Here is a 22,798-nt window from a genome sequence, read left to right as displayed (position 1 = left end):
GCGAGAACCGGGTCCCGAAGCACGACGGTTCTCGTTGACAACGACCGGCACATTCCCGAGGGTAGGCGACGATGCCCCTTTCGGTGATGCGCCTTGAAGAGTTCAATGGTTCGGCCCGGCCTGGCATGCGCCCTGGCCCTCACCCTCCTCCCGCCGCTTGCGCTTGCAGCCGCGCCGGATAAGGACACCACGCAAGTCGCCATGCTCGCGGTGACGGGGTTGCACACCAACGCACTCGAACACCCGCTGGCCCTGTCGACGACGACCGCGCCGCGCTTCTCATGGAAGATCGATGCAGGCGCGCGCGATAGCGTGCAGACGGCATGGGAGGTCCGGCTGGGCAAGGATGGCGAAGCGAATCCCCTGTGGGACTCCGGCTGGACCGGCGACGCCAGGCAGGTCGGCGTGGCCTACCAGGGGGGCGCACTGGCCCCTGGCGCAGCGTATGCGTGGCAGGTGCGCGTCCGCGACAACCACGGGCGTGTCTCCGCATGGAGTGCGCCGGCGCGGTTCGAGACCGGCCTCGACATCGCCGGCGACTGGAAGGCCGACTGGATCGGGCCGGCGGACCCCAGCGCCACCAGTGCCGTCTTCCGCAAGCGCTTCACCCTGCCCGAGGCGCCGGTGCGTGCACGCCTGTATGTCACCGCGCTGGGCACGTATCGCATGTTCCTCAACGGGGAACGCACCGACGGCGACGTGCTTGCGCCGGGCTGGACCGATTACGGCAAACGCATTCCTTACCAGGCCTACGATGTCACCTCGCAGCTGCATGCCGGCAACAACGTGATCGCCGCGATGCTCGCGCCCGGCTGGTATGCGGGGCACATCGCGAGCTTCGGTCCGGCGAAATACGGCAAGACCCCGGCGCTCTCCGCGCAGCTGCGCCTGCAGTTCGCCGATGGCAGGCAGGCCTGGGTGCGTAGCGATGGCAGCTGGAGCACCTCGGCAGGGCCATTCCGCGAAGCGGACATCATCATGGGCGAGACCTTCGATGCGCGCGCGTTGCCGGGCGACTGGCTGCGCGACGGCGCATCGACGGAGGGATGGAAGGCGGCGCCGGTGCTGCCGGCCCCCGAAGCACGCAACGCGCTGCTGCGTCCTCAGGACGACGCCCCCGTGCGCGTGACGGGGCAGCGTGAGTCCACGGTGCTGGCACGACAGCCTACCAGGGGTGCGCGGCTGTTCGACCTGGGCCAGAACATGGTGGGTGTCGTCACGCTGCAAATGAAGGCGCGCGCGGGCCAGCAGGTGCAGCTGCGCTATGGCGAGATGCTCAACCCGGACGGCTCCCTGTACACCGCCAACCTGCGTAGCGCGAAAGCGACGGATCGCTACATCGCGGCCAAGGATGGCGAACAATCCTATACGCCAACGTTCACCTACCACGGCTTCCGCTACGTCGAGGTCACCGGCCTCGACGCGCCGGCCGACGCGCTCAAAGTGACCGGGTTGGTCGAAGGCAGCGATCTCGCCTGGACCGGTGCGATGCAGGTCAGCGACCCGATGCTCACGCAGCTGCAGAGCAATATCACCTGGGGGCAGCGCGGCAACTTCTTCTCGATCCCGACCGACACGCCGGCGCGCGACGAGCGGCTGGGTTGGGCGGGCGATATCAACGTCTTCGCACCGACGGCGAGCTTCAACCAGGACACGTACGCGTTCCTGTCGAAGTGGCTGCGCGACCTGCGCGACGCACAGACACCCGAAGGCGATTACCCGGGCGTCGCGCCCAACCCGGTCGGCATCGAGAGCGGTGCGGGCTGGTCGGATGCCGGGATCACCGTCGCGTACACCTTGTGGCACACCTACGGCGACACGCGCGTCATCGATGATGGTTATGACTCGATGCAACGCTTCATGGCGTTGATCGAGCGCCGTGCCGGCCCCGAGCTGCGCCGCGTGCATGGGCCCTGGGCCGACTGGCTGCACCTGGACGATCCCACGCCGGCCGACCTGCTCGGAACGGCTTACCTGGCCTACGATGCGCGCCTGATGAGCGAGATGGCCGCCGCGACGGGACATGCCGACGACGCCACGCGCTATGCGTCGCTGGCGACGCGTGCCACCGATGCATTCAACGCCCGCTACGTGCACGCGGATGGAACGCTCGGCAGCGGCAGCCAGACCGGCTATGCGATGGCCATCGGCATGGGCCTGGTTGAACCGAAGCGTGTCGCAGCCGCGTTCGTGCGGAGCATCGAGGCGAAGCACGATCACCTCTCCACCGGCTTCCTCGGCACGCCATGGCTGCTACCCGCCCTGTCGGCGATCGGGCGCAACGATCTCGCCTACCGCCTGCTGCTCAACCGTGACTATCCGTCGTGGGGCTACGAAGTGGGGGCAGGCGCGACCACGATGTGGGAGCGCTGGAATTCGCTCAAGCCGGACGGCACGTTCGGCGATGTCGTGATGAACTCCTTCAACCACTACGCGTATGGTGCCGTCGGTGACTGGATGTACCGGCATATCGTCGGCATCGCACCGCTCGAGGCCGGCTATCGCCGCTTCGCCGTGGCGCCCGTGCCCGGTGGTGGCCTGACCTACGGCGGTGGCCATTTCGACTCCGCGTATGGGCGCATCCAGACAGCGTGGACCGTCAAGGGCGAGCGCTTTTCGCTCGCCCTGACCGTCCCGGTCGGCACGACCGCCGAGGTGACCTTGCCGGATGGCAGCCATCGCACGGTCGGGTCGGGTGACTACACGCTGGAGGCGAAGCTGCCGGCCGCTCACTGACCTTCAGGGGCATACGCATCGCGCGGATCGCCTTCGTGGAACGGAACGAACGGGCATGAGCTTTCGCGCTGCGTGCCAGCCGGAAGCTCGCCACGCAGCAGATAGGCGATTGCACCTTGTTCGATGCACGGCGTCGACGAACGGCCCAGCAAGCCATGCCTTCCCACGCCGCGGGCGACGATCAGGCGACTCGTCGGAAAACGCTTGAGCACGGTCCGTGCGCCAGCCAGGGGCGTCGCCACGTCATCCTCCGATTGCAGCAGCAGGAACGGTGCGCGCGTCGTCAACAGGTCGAAGTCGGGGCTGCGTGCAACACGCCGCGGCCATGCGGAACAGGTGAGCTGGTCGACGATCTGCGTGCCATCGAGCAGGGGATAGTCGAAAGCGTCGCGGTCGGCGCGCGCGCGGATCTTCTGCTCGATCGGCTCCCAGGTTTCGTCGTTGCACATCACGGCAAGGTTCAGCCACTCGCCATGCTGGTCGATCAGCGACTCCTGCGTCCGCATGCCGCGTCGGGTGCGCCAGCCAGCCTCGGTGGTCACGCGCTGGCCGTGTTCGACCAGTTCTTCCGCGACGGCGCGGATGGCGACATCGCCATCGGGATCGGGGCTGAAACGCTGCGTCGACACCTTCCGGGCTAGCGCATCCCAACCGTGCCAGCCACCGGTCTTCACCCAACGATCCATCGTGAGCACCGCCGCGAGGTACACCGGGTCCAGCATGGCGTCATGCCATGCGGGCCGCACCACATCCGAAAGATTGCGCACGGCCCACGCCAGTGCCCCGTCGCCCTCGGGTTGGCCGAAGCGCCGTGCTTCGTGCTGCACCGGGCCCAGCACGTCGCGTTCGAATACCGCGCGCTCGGCATCGCTGGTCAGGTACATGCCGTTGCGATAACTGCCCGGGAAAGCCAGCGTCGAGTCCAGCAGCATGCGCCCGAGGCGGTGTGGGAAGAATGCCGCGTAGGTGGCGCCCACGCGTCCGCCGTAGGAGATGCCGTAGAAGTGAATCAGCGGATCGCCGAGCGACGCGCGCACGGCGTCCATGTCGCGCACATGCTGTTCGGTGCTGAGATACGGCGCTTCCACCGGTCGGGAGCAGGCATTTGCGCGCGCACGGGTGTCGCTGAGCACCTTCGCCCAATTGGCATCGTCGCGGTGCGCGGGGAGGAACTGATGGGTGAGTGGCGGTGGGTCGCAATCGTAGGTCCAGCCGCCTTTCAGGCCGCGCGGGATCACGGCGATGAAGTCGAAGCGCTCGGCCAGGCGGCGCTTGTCGCCATGCACGGGATCGGTCGGGTCGACCGAGTCGAAATACGATGCGAGCGCTGCGACGTAGGCCGCCGGCTGGCCGCCCGGTCCGCCAACATTGACGAAGATGGCCCCCTCGCGCTGCATCGAATCCGCCGCGGCGATCCGCACGATGCCGACCTCGATGGTGCGCCCGTCGGGCTTGAGATGATCCAGCGGCATATGCGCCCGGCCGCAGTGCAGACGGTAGCCGAGATCGGGGTAGGCCCCACCGACGAGTGCGGGGTCGCAATCCCCCCAACGGATCAGGGGTGGCCGGGCGTTGGCAGCGGCTACGGTGCCGGGAGGCACGGCGATGGCTCCGACAACGGCGAACGGAAGACAACGTGAGGCGAACCGGCCCGTGGCGCGGGCAAGGCGGCAGATGGGGTGCATGACTGCGTCCGTGCAATGAAGGGACGCATACGTTAGACATCCGCGGCGTGGTCCCCTATCGGGGAATCGGCCGCCGGCGTGGCATCCGTTTCGACAAACGATGTAGGGGAAGTGCCAGTACCTGTGTCAGGCCAGCTGCTGGCGATGCCTCAGAACTCGTCGTGCCCGGCTGGCGGCACCGGAAGATCGACAGGTAGCGGTTCGGGGGGTGGCGGCCGCGGGGTGCCGGGGAGTTCATCGCCCGGTGCACCGGTCACGGCGTCGCAAGCGAGCACGCGCGAGCGCGAGTCCGGGAGGGCGCCGGTGAGCAGGTAGCGCGATGCCGTGCGCTCCACGCAGCCCGTGTTGGTGAAGTTGAAGACGCCATGCACGTTCGAATCCCGCACCAGCAGCATGCGGGCATTCGGGAAGCGCGCAACGATGAACTGGCCGCCCATGAGCGGTGTGCTCGTATCCTTTTCCGACTGGATCAACAGAAACGGTGAAGCGCGTTCCAGCAGCGACAGATCGGGCGGGCGTGCGCTCGGGCCGCCCCACCGGGAGCAGGTCAACTCCTCGAGGGTTTCATCGCCGGTGAACGCGATGTTCTGACGGGCATCAGCCAGCATGCTCTCGCGGATTTGCGCATCCGTGCGGGTCCACGGCGAGTCGTTGCACGACGTGAGGATGCGTACCGAATCGCCATCCGGGCCAATGGCGAAGACGGGCTCGCTCTGAGTAGTGGCATAGAACTCGCTGGCCAGGCTACCGGCGTGCCAGCGGATCTGCCCGTCGACGGTCGCGTCCGTCGAGAACGTCGCCTCGCGAATACGCCGACGCATGGCGGCGAGGTTCCGCGGGCCGTCCGTGCCGAGCCAGCTGGCGAGGTGTAGCGCAGCGGCAAGCCGCGCCGGGCTGTCCAGTCGCGTACCCCATGCCTCGCGTGCCGGCGCCGGCATGCCACCGATGCGATCGCTTACAGCCCGCGCATCGTCGCCCAGCCCATAGCGGCCGGGCGCCTGAAGTACCGGCCCCGCGACATCGCGGGTGAACGCCGCTTGCCGTGCCGACATCGCCAGCCGCAACGCCGTGCGGTAGTCGTGGCTGAAATCCATGCTGGAATCGAGCAGAAGGCGGCCGGCGTGGCCGGGATACATCGCGGCATACCAGGCGCCGACCGTGCCGCCGTACGAGATGCCGTAGAAATTCAGGCGCTCATCGCCGAGCGCACGCCGGATGGCATCCATGTCGTGCACGTGCTGCTCTGTGTTCACGAAACGCGCGTTGCCATGCGCGGCACACGCGTCGACGATGGACTGCGCTTCATCGATCGCAAGTTGCCAGGTATCGTCATCGAGGTGTGTCGGGAGGAAGGGATACCGCGGTGGCATGCCGGTCATGCAGTGGATGCGCTCGCTGCCGACCAGGCCACGCGGGATCACGGCGACGAGGTCGAAGCGCTCGGCCAGCCTGCGTTTGTCACCGTCGCGGGCATCGGCTGGATCGGTGCGCGTCCAGCCTTCGGCCATGGAGCGCAGCAGCCGGCCGGGGTGCCCACCGGGTCCACCCTTGTTGAAGAAGATGGCGCCCTCGCGCGCCGAAGGCACCGCCGCACGGATACGGACGACACCGACATGGATGCCACGGTGCCCGGGCGCGGCATGGTCGAGCGGCATGCGCACGCTGGCGCACTGGAGGCGATCGCCGAGCACGCCCGAACTCGTGCCAACCCATGTTTCAGGACAGGTCGTCCAGATGACGTCGGGCGTTGTCGACGCACTGCCTTCGCGCGTGGTAATCGAACACAGGATGGCGAGCAAGGCGATGGAAGGCCAACGATGCGTCATGGTGCGTCCTCCGCTTCGACGGTGGCGGACGCGGCCAGCAGCGCGCGCCGGCCTCCATCGGTGGCTTGCCGTGCCATCTGCGATCGCCAGGCGCGAACCTGCACGGGCTGCGTGAAGTGCTCGGGTGACGGCCCCGAGGGCAGGCTGACCATGCACTCGGTCAGCTGGCTGCTCGGTGCGCGGCCATCGAGAAGGAAGCGCGCACCGGTCCGCTCGATGCAGGGCTCGTCGGTAACGGTAAAAACCGTATGCGCATCCGATCCCCGCAGGATAAGCATCTTCGCGTTGGGTAGCTCGTTGAGCGTGCGCAGCGCACCCGTGACCGGGGTGAGGCGATCGAACTCGGACTGGATCATCATGATTCGACCGGCCCGTGCCAGCCGCTCGATGGGAGGTTTGACGGCATTGGGGCCGTGGGAGAACACGCACGGGTTCATGAGGTCGCCACTGTGTCCCGCCGGGTAGTCGCGAGCCGCATCGGCGATGGTTCGATGCCACGCGCCGGCATCGGCCGTGGCCGCCGTGTCGTTGCAGCCGATGGTGACGATCATCGCGGCCATGGCGGAGAGGCGTGCCTGTCGCACGACCGGCGGTGCGTAGATCTCCTCAATGGCGTTGAGGGCGGCATCGCGCGCGAGCTGGTTGATGCCCGCATCGTCGCTGAAGGCGTGTGCGCCGATGCGATTGCTCAATGCGGACTTCTCAAGCGCAGGGTCGGCAAGCAACCAGTCCGACACGATCCTGGCGGCCATGAGGTGCTCCGGCCCGCTGAAATTGCCCGTCCAGGCGTCGCGGACGCGTGGCTCGAGCCCACGCAGCACCTCCACGACGGCCGCCGGATCGGAGCCAAGCCCGTACACCGCGGGACGGTTGGCGGCGGGACGTGCCACGAGGCGGACGAAGGACTCCTGTGCGGCGGGAAGCGATTGCAGGTAGTTCGCTTCGATCGAGCGGGTGTAATCCATGGACGAATCGAACACCATGCGACCCACCACGCCGGGATAAGTCGCGCCATACCACGCACCGAGCCACGTACCGTAGGACACACCGTAGAAGTTGAACGTGGCCTCGCCGAGGGCGCGCCGGACCAGGTCGTGGTCGTACACGGTCTGCGCGGTCGTGACGTACGGATACAACGGATCGTCGCGGCAGGCCTGCGCGTAACCGCGCGCCATGCGATCCCACGCGGCGATGTTGCGCGGGCTGCGATCGATGAGGATCGGCTGCGTCGTGGCCTTGAGCGTGAGTGGACACTGCAGGGGCACGCTGCCCGACATGCCGCGGGGGATCACCGCCACCAGGTCGAACTCGTCGGCGAGGCGTTTCTTTTCCCCGTGGACCGCATCGTCGGGTTTCGCGTTCGCCCAGATCGCCGCCAGCATGCCTGCAAAGAAACCGGCATCGCCCCCCGGCCCGCCCGGATTGACGAACAGCACGCCACGGCGGCGATCGGGCAGGCGCGCGGCGACACGCACGACGGAAACCGTGATGTCGCCATCCGCTGGCTGGTGATGGTCGCGCGGGGCGAGCAACGTGCCGCAGCGCAGGCGTTCGCCGAGCACGGGGGCATAGACTTTCACGCTCTGGGTGGTGCACGGCCCCCAGGTGATGCCGCGCACCGCCACGGAGGGTACGACATAGGGACGGGTCGCTTGTGCCGCGGCGGCGGGTGCGGCGAGTGCGGCGGCGAGGAAACCTGCGGAGCAGGCGAGGTGTCGGAACGATGGCATGGCGCGTGGTCCTTCATGCGAGGCAAGGGACCAGCAGGTTACGAACGCGCGTCAGCGGGATGTATCGGCAGGGGACGCGGCGCGGCGTCAGGTTCGCCGCGCCTCCGTGTAGTGTTTTCCCTGCAGTATGCGGCGCTTACTGCATGTGCCAGCCATGGCTTACGAGCAGCGACTGCCCCGTCAGTGCATTCGATCCAAAGCCGGCGAGGAACAGCGCTGTGTCGGCGATGTCTTCCAGCGTGGTGAACTCGCCGTCGACGGTATCCTTCAGCATCACGTTGCGGATGACCTCTTCGTCGCTGATGCCCAGTTCCTTCGCCTGCTCGGGAATCTGCTTTTCAACCAGCGGGGTGCGCACGAACCCCGGGCAGATGACGTTGGCACGGATGCCGTCGGCGGCGCCTTCCTTGGCGATGACCCGGGCCAGGCCGAGCAGGCCATGCTTCGCGGCGACGTAGGGCGCCTTGAACTTCGAGGCGACATGCGAATGCGCGGAGCCCATGAGGATCACCGAGCCGCCCCGGCCGCTGGCGATCATCTGCCGCATGGCGGCCCGCGAGGTCAGGAACGCGCCGTCCATGTGGATGGCCAGCATGCGCTTCCAGTCGGCGAAGGAAAAATCGACCAGCGGCGAGATGATCTGCACACCGGCGTTGCTCACGAGGATGTCGACCGGGCCGAGGTCGCGCTGCGTACGCGCGAAGCCCTCGTCGACCTGCGCCTCGTCGGTGACGTCCATGGCCAGGCCGATCGCATGCGGGCCCATGCCACGCGCCGCGTCCGCCGCCTTGTCGGCGGCGATGTCGGCCACCGCGACCTTCGCGCCTGCCTTTGCATAGGCCTCGGCGATGGCGCGCCCGATGCCACTGGCGGCGCCGGTTACCAGCGCCACTTTGCCTGTCAGATCGTGCATGGAAATACTCCGCGATGGACAAGCGGGAAGTATGCGCCGCCACGCGGGGCGGCGGCACTGCACGAAGGTACGAGGCTCAGCCCTTCGCGAGCACGAACGAAGCCGCTTCGCCCTGGCTCGACGAGCCCGTGATCCAGACATCGAACGTGCCCGGCTCCGCCTCGAAGGTCACGCCATCGCGATGGGTGAAGGCGAGGTCGCTGCGGGTCAGTTCGAACGCCACCTCTTCGGACGCACCGGGCGCGAGGAGGATCTTGCGGAAGGCCTTCAGTTCGCGCACGGGGCGCACGCGGCTGGCGACACGGTCGTGGATGTACAGCTGCACCACTTCTTCGCCCGCGAGCGCACCGGTGTTGGTCACCGTGGCGCTGACCACGATCGTTTCGTCCCAGCCAACGTTCGCCTTCACCGACGGCGCGGTGTAGCCGAACGTCGTGTAGCTGAGGCCGTGGCCGAACGGATACAGCGCTTCGAAGGTCACTTCGCGGTAGCGCGCCTTGAACGCCGGCGGCTGGTCCGCCAGTTCCGGACGGCCGGTGCGCGGGTGGTTGTAGAACAGCGGCTCCTGGCCGCTGTCCTGCGGGAAGCTGACCGGCAGGCGCCCGGCCGGGTTGTAGTCGCCGAACGCCACGTCGGCGATCGCCGGGCCGGTCTGGCTGCCGAGGAACCACGTCACCAGGATGGCGTTCGCTTCGCGCACGGCACCGCTCAGCGCAAGCGCACGGCCGTTCTTCAGCAGCACGACGACCGGCGTGCCCGCCGCCGCGACGGCTTCGGCAAGCGCCTGCTGCGCCGGCGGCACGATGATCTGCGTGCGGGCCTGCGCTTCGCCGGAATAGTTCTGCGGTTCACCGATCGCCAGCAGCACGACGTCGGCGCGCTTCGCCGCGGCCACGGCCGCTTCGATGCCGCCGTCGATGGCGTCTTCGAAACCGCTGCCGGCGACGACTTCCAGCGCCGACGCATCGGCAAGTGCATCGCGCAGGCCGGTTTCGATGTTGACGTGGCGGGTCTTGTCGCCGAACAGCGTCCAGCAGCCTTCGAGGTTGTCGACGTCGGCGCCGAACGGGCCGATCAGTGCGATCTTCTGGCCAGCCTTCTTCAGCGGCAGCACGCCGTCGTTCTTCAGCAGCACGATGGAGCGGCGTGCCGCGTCGCGGGCCAGCTCGGCGTGCTCGGCGTTCTTCGACGTATCGGCCTCGGCGGCCGCGTCGAGCGAACGGTACGGGTTATCGAACAGGCCGATCGCCTGCTTCACCGAGAGCACGCGGCGCACGCCTTCGTCGAGCACGGCCATCGACACTTCGCCGCTCTCGACGAGCGACGGCAGGCTGGTGGCGTAGAAGCCGCTTTGCATGCTCATGTCCACGCCCGCGGTGAAGGCCAGGCGGGTGGCATCGCGCTCGTCCTCGGCAAAGCCGTGGGCGATGAGTTCCATGTCGGCGGTGTAGTCGGAGACGACGAAGCCCTTGAAGCCCCACTCGCCGCGCAGGATGTCGGTCATCAGTTCGTGGTTGGCCGATGCCGGCACGCCGTTGATGTCGTTGAACGCGCTCATGAAGGTGAGCGCGCCCGCGTCCAGCGCCGCCTTGAACGGCGGCAGGTGCACGTCGCGCAGGGTCTGCGGCGCCATGTCCACCTGGTTGTATTCCATGCCGCCGAGCACGGCGCCGTAGGCGGCGAAGTGCTTCGGCGTCGCGAGCAGCGAGTCGGCGGCGGTGAGATCGCTACCCTGGAAGCCACGCACGCGGGCGGCGGCGAACGCCGCGCCAAGCACGACGTCCTCGCCGGCGCCTTCGGCCACGCGGCCCCAGCGCTGGTCGCGGGCGATGTCCACGGCGGGGGCGAACGTCCAGTGGATGCCGGCGGCGGTCGCTTCCACGGCGGTCGCGCGCGCGGTGCGCTCGGCCAGGCTGGGTTCGAACGTCGATGCTTCGCCCAGCGGGATCGGGAACACGGTGCGCATGCCGTGGATGACGTCGGAACCGAAGATCAGCGGGATGCCCAACCGGCTTTCCTCGACGGCGACGCGCTGCGCCTCGCGGCCCTCCGCGGCACCCACGCCGTTGAACAGTGAGCCCACCCGCCCCGCGCGCACCTGCGCCAGCACTTCGGCGGCGTCGCGGGCGTTGGCTTCGGGATTGATGTCCGGCGCGAAGGGGCGGACGGCGTCGGCAAAGATGCCGAGCTGGCCTACCTTCTCCTCCACGGTCATGCGGGCAATCAGGTCTTCGATGCGGGAATCAGCGGTCATGGGCTTGCCTTGCGGGGGATGTCTGGCATCGAGCGGATGCCACGGCGACGAAGGATACTGGCATCCGGGCTGGACGTGGGCACGTAAATGACGTTACGTGTAAACGATTACGTCCTTGGCGCCCAATGGCTTCACGGATGTGAAATCCGGCGGTGTGCGGGCGGGGCCGGCCGGGGTTAGCCGGCCGTTCCCCTGCCAGCGGTGCGCGGCGGCGGGAACAGGGTGCCGAGTGCCTCGATCAGCGCGTCGGACCCATACGGCTTCACCAGCACCTGCGTGCGTGGGTCGGCCTCGACGGCGCCGGCGTGGCCGGTGGCGTAGACGGCGGCGAGACCCGGGAACCGGACGCGAACGGCGGCGACCAGTTCCACGCCACTCATCCCGGGCAGGCTGACATCGGTAACCAGTACGTCGACCGTCTCGGCGTCGAGGATTTCCAGTGCGCGCATACCGTCGCCGGCTTCGAACACCTCGTGCCCACGCAGCTGGAGCATCTCGACGACCGTGGTGCGCACGAGCCAGTCGTCTTCCACGACCAGGATGCGCAGCACGCGGATGGCCGGCGGCGTCGGCGTGGCCGGTGCCTGTGGCGTCATCCGCGTGCCGGGGTTCGGCTGCGCGGGGCCGGCCAGCAGCTGGCGCAGCTTGCGGCCGAGGGTTTCGCGCGTATACGGCTTGCTCAGCAGGTCGACGCCTTCGTCGAGGCGGCCGCCGTGCACGATGGAGTTTTCCGTATAGCCCGAGGTGAACAGCACGGCGATGCCGGGCACGCGTTCGCGTGCCTTGCGCGCGAGCTCCGGGCTCTTCAGCGGGCCGGGCATCACCACGTCGGTAAACAGCAGGTCGATCGGGATCCCGCTGTCGATGATCGACAGCGCGCTCTGTGCGTCGCGGGCCTTGAGCACGCGATAACCCAGCCCGGCGAGCAGCGCGACCACCGTGTCGCGCACGGCTTCGTCGTCTTCGGCGACCAGGATGGTTTCGCTGCCGCCGGCGACCGGGCCCGCATCGACTTCCACCACGAGGTCTTCCGACTGCGTGGTCCGCGGCAGGTAGAGCTTCACGGTCGTGCCGTGGCCGGGCTCGCTGTAAAGCTTGATATGTCCACCGGACTGCTTCACGAAACCGTAGACCATGGACAGGCCCAGCCCGGTGCCGCGACCCTCGGCCTTGGTGGTGAAGAACGGCTCGAACACCTTTTCCAGCACCTTCGCGTCGATGCCGTGGCCGGTATCGGTCACGGCGAGCAGCACGTATTGGCCCGCAGCCACGTCGTCGAGCGTGTCGACATAGCTGGCATCGAGGTAGGCATTGCCGGCTTCGATGGTCAGCCGGCCCTGGCCGTCCATCGCATCGCGCGCATTCAGCGCGAGGTTCAGCAGGGCGTTTTCCACGTTGGCCGGGTCGATCAGCGTATTCCACAGGCCGCCGGCGATCACCGTTTCCACTTCGATGCCTTCGCCGAGCGTCCGGCGCAGCAGGTCGTCCATGTTGCGCACGAAGCGGCCCACGTTCACCACCTTTGGCGCGAGCGGCTGGCGCCGGCCGAACGCCAGCAACTGCGTCGCCAGCTTGGAGCCGCGGGCGACACCCGCCATCGCGTTGCGCACCCGTCGTTCGCCGCGTTCGTTGCCGTCGACATCCTCGACCAGCAGCTGCAGGTTGCCACTAATCACTTGCAGCAAATTGTTGAAGTCATGCGCGACGCCGCCGGTGAGGTTGCCGATCGCTTCCATTTTCTGGCTCTGCCGCAACGCGTCCTGCGCGCGGACCAGCTCGGCCGTTCGCTGGGTGACCCGTTCCTGCAGCGTCGCCGCCTGGTGGGCCAGCGCGGCCTCGGCCACCTGCATCTGCTCGGCCATGCCGCGCCAGCGCTGCTCGCTGGCGCGTGCAGCCTCTTCGGCCTGCATGCGTCGGGTGCTGTCCTGGATGACGAACAGTACGCCCGCCACCGCGCCCTGTTCATTCGCGAGCGGGCTGAAGTCCAGGTGCAGCCACGCCTCTGCGGGCGCACCGGCGCGATCGAGGGTCACCTGCACATCGCGATAGCTCAGCACGCCACCCGCGCCGACCACGGCGAGGACGTTGCGGTTGAACTCCGCGACTTCCGGCCAGGCCTCCAGCACCGGCAGGCCGAGCACGCGGGGATGGCGTTCTCCGGCGATCTCGACATAGGCGTCGTTGTAGAGGAGCACGCCCTCGGCGCCATGGAACAGGCCCATCGGCGCCGGCGAGCGGAGGATGGTAGCCAGCGCGTGGCGCAGGGTCCGGTCCCATCCGTCGATCGGCCCGAGGGTGGTCGCGGACCAGTCGAAGCCACGGATCTTCCGCGCCATGCCGCTTTCGCTGGGAAGAAACCAGGCGCTATCGAACGGGTCACTCATGCGGCAAGCCTGTGGAACGCGGGACGGAGCCGCGATGGTACCCGTTGCGGCGCATCAGCGAGCGGTGGTCATGCCGGACGATCAATTTCTTCAATTAAAACGCCTGTTTGCAGTTTCGCTGTGTGGAATCGGCAAAAGATCGCGATGACGTTCGCCATGCCTTCGCGGATCGACGACATGCACGGTATCCGGCGCTAGGCTGACCTCCCCGGTCGCGTTGCGTCGAGGTCACGCATGCGCTCCCCTACGGCCCCTCCCGTCATCGAGATGCGCGGTGTCGCCAAGGTCTTCGTGGCCGGGGCGATCGAGAACCACGTGCTGGCCGATATCCACCTGGGCGTGGGCCGCGGCGAATTCATTGCGATCGCGGGCCCCTCGGGGTGCGGTAAGACCACCCTGCTGTCCCTGATGGGCCTGCTCGACCTGCCCAGTGCCGGCGCGATGCATTTCCTTGGCGAGCCCGTCGAACAGGCCAGTCGGCGCCAGCGTGCGCTGCTGCGCAATGCGCACGTCGGCTTCGTCTTCCAGGCGTTCAACCTCATCGGCGAGCTCACCGTCGCCGAAAACGTGGCGTTGCCGCTGACCTTCCGACCCGGCATCGGCCGCCGCGAGCGCATCGAACGCGCCGCCGAGGCGCTCGCCAGCGTCGGCATGGCCCACCGCATGCGTCATTACCCGGGCCAGTTGTCCGGCGGCCAGCAACAGCGCGTGGCCGTGGCCAGGGCGGTGGTCGGCAAGCCGGCGATCCTTCTTGCCGATGAGCCCACGGGCAACCTCGACCTGCGCAACGGCGAGCAGGTCATGGCCCTGCTCAGCCGGCTGCATGCGGCCGGCACGACCATCTGCATGGTCACGCACGACGATCGCTTTGGCGCCGCCGTCGACCGCACGGTACGGCTGCTGGACGGGCGAATCGTCGACGAAGCGACCTACCGGCAGCTGCAAAGCGAAGCCGAAAGCGGACTGGATGCTACGCGTACGCTGGAGGCGTTTCCATGAGGAGCAGATGGCCAGCATCGATGCGCCTCCTGCGCGGTGTCCTGCACAAGCCGCTGTTCCTCCTGCTGGGCGCGGGCACGCTTGCCCTTGGCGTGGCGACGTTCTTCGCCACGTTCGCGATGCTCGACGCCCTGCGTTTCACCGCACCCGCCTTCGACCACCACGCCGACGTGGTGCTGTACGGGGAGATGCCGCGCCCCGCGGCCGCGCGCGGCATCTCGACGCAACTCTACGACGCCGTCGGCCTGCCCCCCGGCGTGCTCTCGCGGGGTCTCGCACTGGCTCCGGAACGCCTGGGTGTCGAAGCCATGGGGCGGACGGCGTTGCTGCGGACCCAGCAGATCGATGCCGGATTCCTGCCGACGCTCGGCGTACATCCCGTCGCAGGCCACGTCAGGACTGAGCTCGCCGGCCACCCGGCCGCGTTGATTTCCTGGCGCCTGTGGAGGGACTGGTACGGCGGCGCGCCCGACATCGTCGGCCGCCGCGTCCGGGTCGACGGCGATGCGTTACCAGTGGCCGGCGTCCTGCCGGAGGCCTATCGCCTGTTTGACGATGTCGACGTCTGGTTGCCGATGAAAGCCGTTGCGGGGCCATCCGCGCGCATGGCGAACCATATGGCGGTGGCGCGACTCACCCCTGGCATGCCGCCCACATCGCTGGAGGCGCGCATGCGCAGCGCGGCGGCAGGCCTGCGCGACGCCGGCCGGCCAGCAGGCGCCGTGGACTGGCTCGGCATAACCCCTGTCGACACGGCGATGACCTCGACCGCCGCACCGACCCTATGGTTCTTCCTCGGCTGCTCCGCCCTCGTGCTGGCCACCGCATGTGCCAACCTCGCCAACCTCATGCTCGCCCGCGCGCTGGCTCGCGGTCGTGAAACGGCCTTGCGCATGGTCCTTGGCGGCGGCGCCCGGCACACCTGGACACCTTCTACGGTGGACGCCGCCGTGGTCGGGATCGTCGCGTTCGTGGCCGGAGTCCTGATCGGTCGCGGAGGGGTATCACTGGCTACGGGGACGCTGCCGGCCCGCTGGCTGGTGAACGCCGGGCCGCTGGCGATCGGCTGGCATGTGTATGCCGCGACAGCCGTCGTCGCTGCTGCCGCCACCCTCGCCGCCGAGTTCGGGGGAACCCTGCACGAGCACGGCGACGCCCTTCTGCGCGAGCACATGGGCGCAGGCCACCCCACGCCTGCAGCGCCCGTGGCACAACGCATGCGGGTCATCACCGTGCAGCTCCAGCTCGCACTCGCGACGGTACTCGTGGCTTTCTGCGTCGTGCAGGTGGTCCGGGCCTGGAAACTTGCCGGCGTCCCACCCGGTTTCGACACACAGGGCGCGGTGTACGCGCCGTTCAGGCCTTATGCCGGTCCCGGTACAGGCGAGAATCCAGTCACGAGCACGATGCAGGCACTGGCCGACAGGGCGGAACGCATCGATCGCGTGGCGGATGCCGGGGTAGCCACCCAGTTGCCTGCAGGGACGCGCTTCGTCGTCGGCTTTCGCGGGCCACGCGGCACCCCGGTCGAGGTCGGGTTCGCCTTGCATACGCCGCGCGCGCGAGCGGCCCTGGGACTTCGCCTGGTCGCAGGGCGCGATCTCGCCGCCGCCGACACGGCGTCTGCGCCCGCCGTCGTGGTGGTCAACCAGGCCTTTCTCGCCGCCATGCCCGGTGCGGGCGTGGGCACGCTGGTGCGCAAAACCTCGCGCAGCCTGGGCGACCGCGACCTGCGCATCGTCGGCGTAGTCGCCGATACGCGTAGCGAGGGTCCGGGGCGGGACCCGTTGCCCTTTGCCTTCGTGCCGTTCGCGCAACTGCCGTCCGCCGAGTACGCCAGCTACCAACCATTGCTTTCCTATTTCCTGGTCGCGCGTCGCACCGGTGGCAGGCCACTGGCGGGCGTAGACCTCGCCATGGCCGTGCGTGACGCGACGCCGTGGATGGCGATGGATCGAACGCGCGCGCTGGTGGAGGCATGGCACGGCGTACAGGCCGACCTCGCGCGGGACACCTCGCTATCGGCGGCCTTCGCCGTGATGGGACTCGGGGTGGGGCTGGTCGGGCTCTACTCGTCCCAGCGCGTCGAGGTGGCGTCGCGCCGCCGTGACCTTGCGCTACGCGCCGCGCTCGGTGCGACGCCCCTGGATCTTGCGGGAGCGTCGCTTGCCAGCGGGTTGTCACGTTCGTCTGCTGGCATTGGGCTTGGCCTGCTCGTCGCCTTCGCCTGGCGCCGGTGGCTGCCGGGCACGTTCGGCGACGGCGGGATCTTCGACCTGCAGGCGGTACTCATTGCCACGGTGGCCATGCTGTTGCTGGCCGGCGCGGTGGCCCTGCCTCCCGCACTACGCGGCGCGGCCGTCGACCCTCGACTGGTGCTGCGCCATGACTGAAGGAGTGACCGCGATGAATACCCATCCGTCGAACATCCCGCCCGTGCTTGTCGTGGACGACAACGTCGACATTCGCCTGGCCCTGTGCATGCTAGTGCGCAGCGAGGGCATGGACGCCATCGAGGCAGCGTCGCCCCAGGCAGCATGCGACGTCGTCGCGCGCCAGGTGATTGCATGCGCCGTGGTCGATCTCAACTACGCCACGGATACCACCTCCGGACGCGAAGGACTACAGCTGGTGAGTCGCCTGCGCGAGCTTGCGCCCGACATGCCGATCCTGGTGATCACCGCGTGGGGCAGCGTGGAGCTTGCCGTGGAGGCGATGCGGCGTGGGGCGGAGGACTTCATCGAGAAGCCTTGGAATCGCACGCGCCTTCTCAACAGCCTGCGCAACCAGGTAGCGCTGCATGGCATGCGCGAAGAAAATCGCCGCCTGCGCGCGGAGAGCGCGTTGAATCGCGAAGTGGCCGGTGCACTATGCGCCACCGAATCCTCGGCCATGCGACGGGTGAACGAGCTGGTCGAACGGATCGCGCAAGGCGACGCGAACGTGCTGGTGCTCGGTGAAAACGGCACCGGCAAATCGCTGCTGGCCAGGGATGTCCACGTGCGCTCGTCCCGCGCCGCGTTCCCGTTGATCCGTGCCGACATGGGTAGCCTGCCCGAGGCGCGATTCGTGGATGACATGTTCGGCGAGGAAGCTGCGGGTGCACCCGGGCGTTTCGAACTTGCCCACCGGGGCAGCCTGGTCCTTGAAGAAGTATCGAGCATTCCCCTGCCGCACCAGGCCAAGCTGTTGCGCGTGCTCGAGCACGGCGAGCTCGAACGCGCCGGCTCGCGCCAGACACGTCGCGTCGACGTGCGCGTCATCTCCACCAGCAACGCCGATGTGGAAGCCGCGACGCGGGCGAGCCGTTTCCGTCCCGACCTGCTGTATCGGCTCAACGCCATGCAGGTGCGCCTGCCGGCGTTGCGTGACCGTAGTGAAGACGTCATGCCGTTGGCACGCCATTTCCTGTTGCGCGAATGCCGGCGGCTCGGTCGCGCCCTGCCGCGGTTCTCGCCATCGGCCGAACGCGCGCTGCGCGCGCATGACTGGCCAGGCAACGTGCGCGAACTGGAGCACGCGATCGAACGTGCCGTGTTGACGAACACCGGCAGCGAGATCGATACCGACGCACTGGCCCTGCGTCGCGCGATGGACGCGCCACTGGTGCTGGACTCCCTGACCCTGCCCGAGGCCGAGCAACTGCTGATCCGCCACGCCATGGAACGCAGCGAAAACCATCTGCAGCGTGCGGCGGACACCCTCGGCATCTCGCGGCAAGCGCTGTATCGCCGCCTGGAGAAACAACGGGGCCGCGCCACCGCCGAGCCGGTCGACTGACACCGTGGCGGGCATGCGCCCAGGCTGGTCGTGGCGAGCCACGGATTCTCCGGCCGTTGGCGCGCTTCTGTGGAGTGCCGGGTTCGTGGCACCACTGGCCGCGGCGGCCAGCATGCTGGCGCTGGGTGAGGTCGCGTCGCTGGCGCATCGACTCGCCCTGCTCGCGGCCGGCCTCGCCGGTTCGACGCTCATTGGCGCGATCGGGGGGCGTCGGATCCTTTCCTCCCTCCGCACCGTGTCCGACCTGCTCGCAGCCCTGCGTGAAGGTGACTACGGCATGCGCGGGCACGTGCGGCCGGGGCACGATCCCCTGCAGGGCCTGATCGACGGGGTCAACCAGCTCTCGGATGAACTGCGCACCGTGCGGCGTACGCGGGTGGAGGCCTCGCGTTTCCTCGGCAAGACCCTTGTCGCCCTGCATAGCCCGGTGATCGTGGTCGACGAAGCGGGTGCGATCCGGCTGATCAACCCGGCTGCCCGTCGCCTGGTCGGCGCGGAGCGGCAGCCCGTGGTTGGCCGCACGCCGGCACAGGTGGGCCTCGCCGAAGCGCTGGACGTGCCCGATGGCAGCATCCTTACCCACCGGTTCGCCTGCGCGGGCGGTCGCTGGGCGGTACGTCGCGCGGTCTGGTACAGCGAAGGACGTGGCAACACGATGGTGATGCTGCATGACCTGAGCGCCGCCCTGAGTGAGGAAGAGCGCCGGGCCTGGCAACGACTGATCCGCGTGCTCGGCCACGAGCTGAATAATTCGCTCACCCCGATCGGCTCGCTGGCCGATACGCTCGGCCGGTTGCTCTCACGGCACGGCGCCGCCACGCCGCAGGACGAATTGCGGATTGGCCTCGAAGCGATCGCAAGGCGCTCGGCTTCGCTGGCACGCTTCATCGGTGGCTACGGACGGCTTGCGCACCTGCCGCCGCTGGCGGTCCAGCCGCTTCGCCTGGATCGCCTGCTGGCGCGCGTGTCCGCGCTGGAACAGCGAGTACCCGTGCAGGTTGACGGCACGCTGGCGCTGATGATCGACGGCGACGAGGACCAGCTCGGCCAGGTTTTCGTAAATCTGCTGCGCAACGCCGCGGAGTCCGCGTTGCTCACTGGCGGGGGCGTGCGCATCGACTGGAGCGTCGAACACGGCGAGGCATGTGTGCGCATCGTCGACGAAGGCGTAGGGCTGCCCAGCTCCGACTCGCTGTTCGTCCCGTTTTTCACCACCAAGCCGGACGGCTCGGGTATCGGCCTGGGGCTGGCGCGGCTCATCGTCGAGGCACATGGCGGATCAGTCGCACTGGCGGATCGCACCGATGGCATGGGCGCGATAGCGACGGTGCGCCTCACGGGTGGTCGGGTGGCGCGTACGAAATAGGGCGCCATGTCCGATTCCGGACATCCGTCGCGGCCGAATCCGGGCACGCGGCCACGGAAACCTCAAATCAACGCACATGGGGCGACTGAAGGCGCCTTCCATGCTTGTGTGCGTCGCAGCCGCGAACCTAGATTCGCGACGCGCCTTCGCACTTCCCGCGGGGCGCACCCACCGTTCAGGGAGAACGCCGCCATGCATCCGATCCTCGCACTTCAGAACCTACAGCCCGAACTGCAACACGGGCCGGAAACCGAGACCACGCTGAGCCAGAGTTCGGCCAGCTACACCGGCTGCATCGACCAGCTCGCCGATATCGGCGACGCATGAAGCACGCGGCGCACGCGCACCGCTAACGGTGTGGAAACAAAGGGAGGCGAAGGTCTCCTGGCCAACGTCCGGGTTGGCGAGGAGACCGGGCCTGCATAACCGTCCACGGAGCTGGGGCATGGAGCGATACCGGGAACTGTTGCCGTATACCGCAGTGGATCGTGAATTCTTCGAACCCTTCGCTCGCCACGTGATCGACCCGAGCCATTTCGAGTCGGTGGTGCGTCGGCAACTACCGGCCGACTGGGCGCTGCATCGCTCGGGCGTGTGGCTGCATGCCAGGCCACCCAGGGCACGCCTGCCCATTCAAGGATGGAAAATCCACGTGTCGTCGATCGCATCGAGTGCCCGGATCGTACTTGCCATCGCCAGCGCGATCTTCGTGGCCAGCGGCGTGGCGTTCAAATTCGCCGGGGATCTTCGCCTGCTGGCGGCCATCAACGGCAAGCGCTGGTCGCGCGGGGGCTCCGGCAAGTTCATCACCGTGTACCCGGAAGACCTGCGTGTGTTCCGTCGCGTGCTCGACGACCTCGCCGCGGCACTCGCCGGATACCACGGGCCGCACATCCTCACCGATCGCCGGCATCCGGACTGCGCCATCGTGTCGTATCGCTACGGCGGCATCCTCAGCGACTATCGCGTCGACGCGAGCGGGCACCGTGAATGGCTGTTGCGCCGGCCCGATGGCGGGGTGCAGCCGGACGACCGCCAGCCGCGCTACGCCGTGCCCGCGTGGCTCAACGATCCGCTGGGCGAACAGACGCCCGTCGTGGATGAACCGCCGCTGCTCTGTGCCGGGCGTTTTCGCCCCACCAGGGCGCTGGCCTTTTCCGCGGCCGGTGGCGTGTACCTGGCGGACGACCTGTTGGAAGGACGCCGCGTGGTGATCAAGGAAGCGCGGCCATGCATCGGCGCCGCGGAGCTGGCTACCGACAGCCTGCGCAAGGAATTCCGCCTGCTTGGCCGGCTGGCGCCGCTCATGGTGGCGCCGCGGCCGGTCGCCTTCTTCGCCGAGTGGGAGCACCGGTTTCTCGCCGAGGAATGGCTCGAAGGCGATACCTTGCGCGGCTGGCTGGCCCGGCGCTATCCATGGCTGCGCCCGAGAGCGACGCGCGCCGATGTCGCGGAATACTTCGATGAGGCGTGCACGGTATTCACCTCGTTCGCGCATACGCTGCAACGCGTGCACGCGGCGGGCATCTCGGTGGGCGACCTCTCGTTCCACAATTGCATCGTCGACCCTTCCGGCCAGGTGCGGCTGGTTGACCTGGAAACCGCGGTCGAGGACGGCCTGGACCACGTGGCCGATGCCTGGACGCCCGGCTTCGCGAGCCCGACGGCGTCGCGTGGCTCGCATCGGGAGGCCGTTGCCGCGGATCGTTACGCCTTTGGCGCCAACCTGTTCGCCGCCTGCCTGCCGGCCAATGCCCTGTTGCCGCTCGATCCGGCTGTGATGCCGCGGATCGTGCGGCGCTTCGTCGACGAGATGGGTTACCCGAGGGCGTATGCCGACACCGTGGCAAGCCTGATGGCCGACGACCCTTCCGCGCGTCCCGATCCCCTGGTGGCGATGGCAGGCCTGCGCCGGGCCATCGATGGCATGCCGCGTGACGCCGAGCCCGTGCCGCATCGTCGTGCCAGGCTGGAGCCGTCGACGGGCACCGCCGAGCGATTGTTCGGTTACATCGATCGCCATGCGCGCCAGCCACGCGACGACCGCTATGTACCCGCCGGGCCGCCTGCCTTCGAGTCGCATCCCTACGGCGTGGCACACGGCGCGGCCGGTATCCTGCACGCCTACCTGCGCAGCCAGCGCAAGCCCCCGTCGAACCTGCTGCCGTGGCTCTGCGAAGGCCTGGACAGGAGCCGCGAGCGTGGAGCGGGCCTGGTCGGCGGCGACGCAGGCATCGCCTGGACCTTGTTCGACGCGGGCGATGACGCGCATGCACGCGCCCTGCTGCAGGCCACGCCACTCGAGGGTGCCGTGCAGGAGCGCGCCGGCCTGCACGAAGGCATCGCTGGCTGGGGCCTCGCGCGGCTGAAGGCCTGGCACGCGACAGCGGACGACGCATTCCTATTGGCCGCCTCGCTGGCGGGCGACCGGTTGTTGGCGAACGCCATGGCCGTCGATGGGACGCTGTGCTGGCCCGATGTCGCGCGCCAGCCGCTCGGCCTCGCGCAGGGTGCCAGCGGCGTGGCGCTTTTCCTGTTGCACCTGCACCTGGCTACGCATGCAGCGCGCTATCTTGACGCGGCGTGCAGCGCTCTCGATTTCGACCTGTCCCGTGCGGTCGCCGATCCGCACGGTTCGCCATCGTGGCCCGCATATGTCGGCGCGCCGACCCTGTTGCCGTACCTGCGCCAGGGCACGGCGGGCGTCCTCGCCGTGGCCGCGCGGGTACACGCGGTGTCCGGATACGCCCGTTTCCGCGATGCGATCCTGGCCTCGGAAAGCGACCTCTTCCGCCGGCATGCGATCAGCCCCGGCCTGTTCGACGGCCTCGCCGGCATCGGCGAAACCCTGCTCGACCTCGCCACCTTCCTGCCCGACCGCGCCGCGCTGTATCGCGACCACGCGATGCGGGTCGCGTCCGGCGTCGAGTTGTTCCTGCTGCCCCGCGACGACTGCCTGGCCGTGCCTGGTACCGAGCTGGTCCGGATCAGTTGCGACCTCGCCACGGGGAACGCCGGTGTCGGCATGTTCCTGGAACGGCTCACCCAGGGCGGACGCGCTTCGTTCATGCTCGACGAAGCGTTGCCCGCCGCCACGCAACGACGCTGCGTGGCGGTGGCCTAGT

Annotated in this window: 12 protein-coding genes; 6 read left to right on the top strand and 6 right to left on the bottom strand. The window is 68.4% G+C overall.

Annotated features, from left to right (window positions below):
* Positions 1–105: 105 nt before the first annotated feature.
* Entirely contained in the window at positions 106–2,736 is a 2,631-nt protein-coding gene (locus tag KPL74_16960; GenBank protein ID QWT19423.1) for a glycoside hydrolase family 78 protein, read from the top strand.
* On the opposite strand, the gene KPL74_16955 is transcribed toward KPL74_16960, so the two are convergent.
* The 6 genes from KPL74_16955 to KPL74_16930 form a co-directional block, all read right to left on the bottom strand.
* Entirely contained in the window at positions 2,730–4,421 is a 1,692-nt protein-coding gene (locus tag KPL74_16955) for an alpha/beta hydrolase (GenBank protein QWT19422.1), read from the bottom strand. The genes KPL74_16960 and KPL74_16955 overlap by 7 nt on opposite strands.
* A 149-nt stretch (positions 4,422–4,570) precedes the next feature.
* A complete protein-coding gene (locus KPL74_16950; protein QWT19421.1) occupies positions 4,571–6,247 on the bottom strand; it encodes an alpha/beta hydrolase in 1,677 nt (558 codons plus the stop codon).
* Positions 6,244–7,977, bottom strand: a complete 1,734-nt coding sequence (locus KPL74_16945; GenBank protein ID QWT19420.1) for an alpha/beta hydrolase — start codon at positions 7,975–7,977, stop codon at positions 6,244–6,246. The genes KPL74_16950 and KPL74_16945 overlap by 4 nt, the downstream gene beginning before the upstream one ends.
* 136 nt (positions 7,978–8,113) lie before the next feature.
* The gene (locus KPL74_16940) at positions 8,114–8,890 is read right to left on the bottom strand and encodes a 3-hydroxybutyrate dehydrogenase (protein ID QWT19419.1); all 777 of its coding nucleotides are present in this window, start codon (positions 8,888–8,890) and stop codon (positions 8,114–8,116) included.
* A 76-nt stretch (positions 8,891–8,966) separates the two neighbouring features.
* Entirely contained in the window at positions 8,967–11,144 is a 2,178-nt protein-coding gene (bglX, locus tag KPL74_16935; GenBank protein ID QWT19418.1) for a beta-glucosidase BglX, read from the bottom strand.
* A 176-nt stretch (positions 11,145–11,320) separates the two neighbouring features.
* Positions 11,321–13,528 (bottom strand): response regulator, encoded by a 2,208-nt coding sequence (locus KPL74_16930; GenBank protein ID QWT19417.1) that lies wholly within the window; start codon positions 13,526–13,528, stop codon positions 11,321–11,323.
* A 234-nt stretch (positions 13,529–13,762) separates the two neighbouring features.
* Between KPL74_16930 and KPL74_16925 the strand changes: the two genes are divergently transcribed.
* From KPL74_16925 to lanKC, 5 genes are all read left to right on the top strand, one after another.
* Entirely contained in the window at positions 13,763–14,527 is a 765-nt protein-coding gene (locus tag KPL74_16925) for an ABC transporter ATP-binding protein (GenBank protein ID QWT19416.1), read from the top strand.
* Between the two features lie 20 nt (positions 14,528–14,547).
* Complete coding sequence (locus KPL74_16920; GenBank protein QWT19415.1) at positions 14,548–16,920, top strand: ABC transporter permease; 2,373 nt, start codon at positions 14,548–14,550, stop codon at positions 16,918–16,920.
* The gene (locus tag KPL74_16915; GenBank protein QWT19414.1) at positions 16,913–18,307 is read left to right on the top strand and encodes a sigma-54 dependent transcriptional regulator; all 1,395 of its coding nucleotides are present in this window, start codon (positions 16,913–16,915) and stop codon (positions 18,305–18,307) included. The genes KPL74_16920 and KPL74_16915 overlap by 8 nt, the downstream gene beginning before the upstream one ends.
* Before the next feature lie 85 nt (positions 18,308–18,392).
* Positions 18,393–19,673, top strand: a complete 1,281-nt coding sequence (locus KPL74_16910; protein ID QWT19413.1) for a PAS domain-containing protein — start codon at positions 18,393–18,395, stop codon at positions 19,671–19,673.
* A 445-nt stretch (positions 19,674–20,118) separates the two neighbouring features.
* Complete coding sequence (gene lanKC, locus KPL74_16905) at positions 20,119–22,797, top strand: class III lanthionine synthetase LanKC (GenBank protein QWT19412.1); 2,679 nt, start codon at positions 20,119–20,121, stop codon at positions 22,795–22,797.
* The last annotated feature ends 1 nt before the right edge of the window (position 22,798 follow it).

The organism is Bacillus sp. NP157, from assembly GCA_018889975.1.
Classification (GTDB): domain Bacteria; phylum Pseudomonadota; class Gammaproteobacteria; order Xanthomonadales; family Rhodanobacteraceae; genus Luteibacter.
Note: the sequence above shows the minus strand (reverse complement) of the source record. Positions and strands in the feature narration are given on the sequence as shown.